This is a genomic window from Streptomyces sp. YIM 130001, from assembly GCF_003574445.1.
Lineage (GTDB): Bacteria > Actinomycetota > Actinomycetes > Streptomycetales > Streptomycetaceae > Streptomyces.
The window spans coordinates 1-5293 of record NZ_KZ984588.1 but is presented as its reverse complement, the minus strand read 5'-3'; the positions used below and the strand labels follow the sequence as shown (position 1 = coordinate 5293).

The window sequence follows — 5293 nt, the reverse complement described above, 5'->3', positions numbered from 1 at the left end:
CAGGCGCAGGCGGGCTGGAATCGGCGATCGTCCATACCGGCTCGGAGCAGCCGTCGATTCGGTGAAGTACGGCCCCAGGCCAGATGTTTTCCACCCGGGCGTAGATCTCGTCCTGGTCGCTCCGTGCGCCGCGGGCCATGAGATCGCGAGGTGGGGTCGCACAATCTCTGTGGGGAAGAAGTTGGCCGGCGCCCGGTCCGCCGTAGCGGGTGGCAAGGGCGCCGGCCTACCGAAGACCACACCCCGAAGGCGAACCCGCGGAACGTGATGTTGTCGAGTGTAGCGGCGTTCCGCGGGCAGAGCGTCGCGTTGCCGGCCACCCGTCTGCGAAAGTCCGATAGTTTTCTCGAACCGTCATCCAAAGGGGGTTCCGCGTGCCATACGTGAAAGAGCAGCCCGGCTCACGCCCAGTCACGATGCGGCGGCCGGCCTTGAGCCAGGAAGGCACCAGATGATCCGCGCCGGGCGAGTCAGTTTCGTCCAGACCCGCGACGAGCTTGCCGAGACCGCGTCTGTGGCCGTGGGTACGAGGCCGTCCATGTTCGTCAAGCACAAGCGCTACACCGCGGCCGGTCACCCGCCGCCGATCAACTCACCCGGTGCACGGGTGTTGTTGTGGGACAGCGAGCAGACCGCGGCCTACTACGCCGGCACGCCCGTGCCACCGCTCCCGACTGAGGACGACGGCGAGGACCTCCTCGACCGCAACGAGGCAGCCGCCCTCCTCGAGGTGTCGGCGAAGTCCTGGGACACCTACAAGCACACACCCGAGATCACACCGCACCTGGTCAAGGTAAAAGGCGTTGAGCACTGCCCGCGCCGCATCGTGACCGCATACAGATCAGCACGACAGGCCGGCCCCGGAGATGCCGCGAAGCCGGGACGCCCCCACGGCAGCGGTGACATGGTGCCGCGGGACGAGATCCCCCGCGAGATCGGTGCGCTGCTCGAGGAGGACCCCGCGGTCACCTCGAAGACCGTCATGACCGAGCTCGGCCTCTCCTACGTCACCGTCACCCGGACCCTGGCCCGTCTGCGCGGCGAACACATCGCCGATCTGATCACCAGCCAACCGGACCTGACACCACAAGACGCCGCGCGACAGCTCGGCTACCCAACAGCCGTACACCGCACGGCGATCGCCCACGCGCAGACCGAAATCCGCGCCCGCGCCGCCCGCCCCTACATCCAGGAGATCGCCGACACGCTCGCCGGGGCCGGCCTGGCCGAGCACCAGGACGTCACCGTCACTCACCTCGCCGACGACCACATCGCCGCCGCCCTGGTGCTCTCCCACGGTGCTCCTGCACCGGCGCTGGTGTGGGACGAACGCTCCGGCTGGCGCACCGCCACGAGCCGCCGGCACCCGATCCGCCGGAACACCGGACAACCACCGCAGGGCGAACCGATCGGAGACAGCGACGGCGCCCCCCGCCCTGCTCCCGCACAACTACTCGCCGCCCTGACGGCTCGGACCGACCGCACCGATGAAGCCACCCGTCAAAACTGACGGCAACCCTCTGCCCTCCGCTCGGCCAGCAAGCCATCCCGACGTCTGCAGCTCGAGCAGGACTGGTCAAACTCGTATGTGCCGCCTCCGGAGCGATGCGAGGTGCGTCGTGTCCGGAGTCCAGCACGACCAGGACCTCCGACTGCCTCGGCCGGGGCGATACGTGAACGACCAGCCAGCCTGCCATCCACCGATCAGAAGACTGACTCCGCGCGACCCTGCCCAACCTCGGCCTGCAGCAGGCGTGGAGAGGCCTCGAAACCATGACGGCAGTACGCCGAAACCGCCCGGTCGCTGGAGTGAACGGTCACCCGCTCAAGGCCCAGGTCTCTTGCCCACGCCAAGACCGCCTCGATCAGCTCGCCGCCCAGGCCGCGGTCGCGCTCCTCGGGCACCACGTACGTGCACTGCACGTCACCCGAAATCCGCTCGAACCTGCGCGGGTGCGGCACACGCTGCGTGATCGCCAGCCAGGCCATGCCGATCACCACGTCGTCACGGACCATCACCATGCACCGATGCGAGGACCCGGCCTCCCGGGCCCACGCCACGAATCGGGGGACGAACTCGTCCAGCATGGTGTCGGGAGTTCCGTAGAGCTCCTGCACCCACCGCCACCGCAACTCAGCTACGGCGGCCAACTCACGGTACTGGGCAGGGCGGCACACGACGTCATCCACGGCTTCATCCTGGCGCAGAAGCATCAGCACGACTCCGAAACCCTCATCACCTGGGCCGCGATCACGTTCATGACCCGCCGACTCACCCGCCGGTCGCAGCGAAACACGACTCCAGGGCGCTTCGTACCAGCTGCCTGACCTGCGGGAAGTTTCAGGTTCCGGACGTACGGCTCACCCCAGGGTCAACACGGCCAGCGTCCCGATGACTGCGTTCGCGGTCACGTGCACCAAGTAGGGGATCAGGATGCCGCCACTACGCACACGTATGACACCCAGGACAAACCCCCAACTGGCCGCCATGATCATGCCGATGACGCCGGACGGAAAGCCTGCGAAGTGCGCGGCTCCGAACAGCACGGCTTGCAGCGCCACTGCGACCCTGTTGCCCCAGACCGCGGCCAGTTCTGTCAGCAGCACCCCCCGGAAAAGCATCTCCTCCCACACCGGGTTGACCAGAGCGAATGCCACGATGCCCAGAATCGCGAGCCCGAGCGGGAGGCGTTGCAGCTCGCGCAGGTATTCGGCCGGCTCAGGCCGCACCACGAGCGCCCAAGTCGCGAGCGCTGCAGCGCTGAGTACCACAGTGGCCAGGCCCAGCCAGAGCGTCCCGGTCGTCAACGAACCACGCGTCAGCCATGGCGCGGCCAGCTTGAGGGCAGCGTGACGACCAGCGATCAGCAGGCACCCCAGAGGGAGCACGCACACCAGAACCGTGGTGACCGCAGGCGGCCAGCCAGAGAGCATCCCCACCGCAAAACAGCCGAAGAGCGGACCCACGAACACCGCCACCCGGATCGCCTCCGCCGACCGCAGGACACCGGCCCAAGCAATCAGCAAGACAACGGCGAGACCCACGACTGCCATCCGCACCGGCACTCCCGGCCCGACCGGAAAGACCGCGCAGGCACCTAGAGCGACGATGCACGCGCCTGCAGGCCACGCGCGGACGAGCGAGGCGCCGGTCCTCACTGCGGACCGCGACGGCGCCGAGCCTTCCAGTTCCGAGGGCATCCATGACTCCGATCACCTTGCTGGCAGCAGTGAGTAAACAGATCATCTTGCTACATCACGCCCCTCCGGGTGGGCGAGCGGGCACCTGATTCCAGGCCATCGACCAGCTGAAGGCGCAGAGGAAGCCTGGTGCGCAGCGCGGGGCACCGTACGCGTACGCGCCGGGGCGCAGCGAAGGACGGGTCAGGCGCGCGGTCTGCTCCGCAGACGCGACGCGCCGCCGCTACGCGGCGGTGACCCGGGCACTGCCCGGCCGCTGCTCAGCCGCTTCGCGACTGGCAATGGGGGAGCGCTCCGCGCTCCGAATGAAGGGACGCTCCGCGTCCCGCGTCGGCGCACGCTTGACCGATATCAGAAAGCAACCCGCCGCCCCTGTACGGGCGTTGGCCTGCAGAAACACGCGATGAAAGATCCTGAACACCACCAAAACTCTCTACAAATGCGATAGATTTATCTCGTTCGCAGGGCTTGTGGCAAAGCCCTCAACACCGAAGACACACACCAACCCCTAAGGGAGAACTGTGCCCACACGCACCAAGAGCGGCTTCGCGCTGCTCATCCGCACCGACAGCCTCTTCCGCGTCCTCGACTGGCCCGCCAGCGACGCAGGACACCTCCAGGTCATCCGCGCAGCATGCGACTGCGACCACTTCGACGCCATCCGCATCACCGACAACCTCACCATGTGGCTCGACGACGAAGGCCTCCTCAACGGAGCGCCGTACAACCCCGGAGCAACCCTGCTCTACGCCCAGCACCACCCCCTCCACCAGCCCTACCACGGCCACGCCCTGTTCACCGGCGGAGCCGACGCGGAGGGCAACACCCTCGGCCTCACCGATCACGAGCTGACCGACCTCGTTGAACAGCACCTCGCACCCACGGTCATTCCCCGCCAACGCACCGGGAACTGACCGCACGTCACCCCCTGGGGGCGGCGCCGTGGCAGCGCCACCCCCAGGGCTCACCGGAGACCACACCCCGAAGGAGAACCCGCCGTGGGTTTCGACATGTTCAGCGAGCGCCCTCCCGACGCGGAACAACAAGCCGCAGTCATGAAGGCGTCCAACCGGATCGACGACTTGGAAATGCACCGCCGACATGCAACCAGCGAGACGGCCGCCAAAGCCATTGATGACCAACTGGACTCTGCCTGGAACGACTACGAAAAGGCCCGAACCGGCCTCTACTTCCGCCTCAACATCTGGGCCATGGGCGCCGCCCGCCACATCATGCGCGAAATCGGCATGATCAAAGACGCCCCCGCACCTCAATGGCCGACCCTCGCGGAATTCGACCTCACTCATCTCCCAGAAGACCCGAGGGACCACCCCGAAGGACCCAAGCGAACGAAAATCGAGAAGCAACTCACCACACAACAACTCCAGTTCCTGGCCGCGTACTGGAACACCCGCGAAGGCGACGCCGGACTCCCCGCCATCCCCGCCTACAAGCTCATGAGCAACGACGGATGGCTCGTCACCGAACGAGAGACCACAGCAGCACTCCACGCCTGGGAGAGCGTCACACCAGAAGCCCAGGCGCAGACCCTCACCGACAACCCCTGGTGGCTGGAGTGGCTTGACTTCCTGGAGTACAACGCCACACGAGGAGGCTTCCGAGTCCACTAACCACACCCACCGGGGGTGGAGCAACAACAGCCCCACCCCCGGCACGGGGCCCGGCAGGCGGCTCCGCTCCGCTCCGCCGCCGGCCTCCGGTAGATCCCAGAGGCCGACACCGACTCCGCCAATCAGCCAGCTTGTAAAGGGAATTGACGTACCATAGAATGAATTACACCAACTCGATAGCGGGAAACCGAAGGTTGAAACTCTAAGCCTTCGTGCGATAGCAAAAGTGACGGGCCGTCAACACTCCTATATGTGCTCAGAAAACGGACGATACCCACGCCCGCTAACCAGCCTAAGGAATTCGCGGAGCGAATTCATTTTCTGCTCGAATCGCGGAGCGAATTCGAGCTCTGGTCAACGGAGTTGACCAGGTATTCCGGCGAAGCCGGAATTCAGGAACGCGGAGCGTTCCCTTTCTTCCGCCGCGTAGCGGCGGCGCGTCGTGTCTGCGGAGCAGACCG

At 66.4% G+C, this 5293-nt stretch carries 5 protein-coding genes; 3 read left to right on the top strand and 2 right to left on the bottom strand.

Features of this window, described 5'->3' with window-relative positions:
• Positions 1 to 538 precede the first annotated feature (538 nt).
• A complete protein-coding gene (locus DSC45_RS35485) occupies positions 539 to 1510 on the top strand; it encodes a DUF6292 family protein (RefSeq protein WP_240435033.1) in 972 nt (323 codons plus the stop codon).
• Between the two features lie 194 nt (positions 1511 to 1704).
• On the opposite strand, the gene DSC45_RS35480 is transcribed toward DSC45_RS35485, so the two are convergent.
• Positions 1705 to 2214: a GNAT family N-acetyltransferase gene (locus DSC45_RS35480; RefSeq protein ID WP_205571506.1), complete on the bottom strand. Its 510-nt coding sequence runs from the start codon at positions 2212 to 2214 to the stop codon at positions 1705 to 1707.
• 147 nt (positions 2215 to 2361) lie between these two features.
• Positions 2362 to 3201, bottom strand: coding sequence for a CPBP family intramembrane glutamic endopeptidase (locus tag DSC45_RS35475; RefSeq protein ID WP_119296169.1), 840 nt, complete (start codon positions 3199 to 3201; stop codon positions 2362 to 2364).
• Positions 3202 to 3722: 521 nt separating this feature from the next.
• Between DSC45_RS35475 and DSC45_RS35470 the strand changes: the two genes are divergently transcribed.
• Positions 3723 to 4115: a DUF3846 domain-containing protein gene (locus DSC45_RS35470; protein WP_119296168.1), complete on the top strand. Its 393-nt coding sequence runs from the start codon at positions 3723 to 3725 to the stop codon at positions 4113 to 4115.
• A gap of 84 nt (positions 4116 to 4199) precedes the next feature.
• On the top strand, positions 4200 to 4832 hold the full coding sequence (locus DSC45_RS35465; RefSeq protein WP_119296167.1) for a hypothetical protein: 633 nt from the start codon (positions 4200 to 4202) through the stop codon (positions 4830 to 4832).
• The last annotated feature ends 461 nt before the right edge of the window (positions 4833 to 5293 follow it).

Bases quoted from the DNA above. Each gene is read 5' to 3' on its own strand.
- DSC45_RS35485 (WP_240435033.1), top strand. From the start codon at position 539: ATGTTCGTCAAGCACAAGCGCTACACCGCGGCCGGTCACCCGCCGCCG.
- DSC45_RS35480 (WP_205571506.1), bottom strand. From the start codon at position 2,214: ATGCTTCTGCGCCAGGATGAAGCCGTGGATGACGTCGTGTGCCGCCCT.
- DSC45_RS35475 (WP_119296169.1), bottom strand. From the start codon at position 3,201: ATGCCCTCGGAACTGGAAGGCTCGGCGCCGTCGCGGTCCGCAGTGAGG.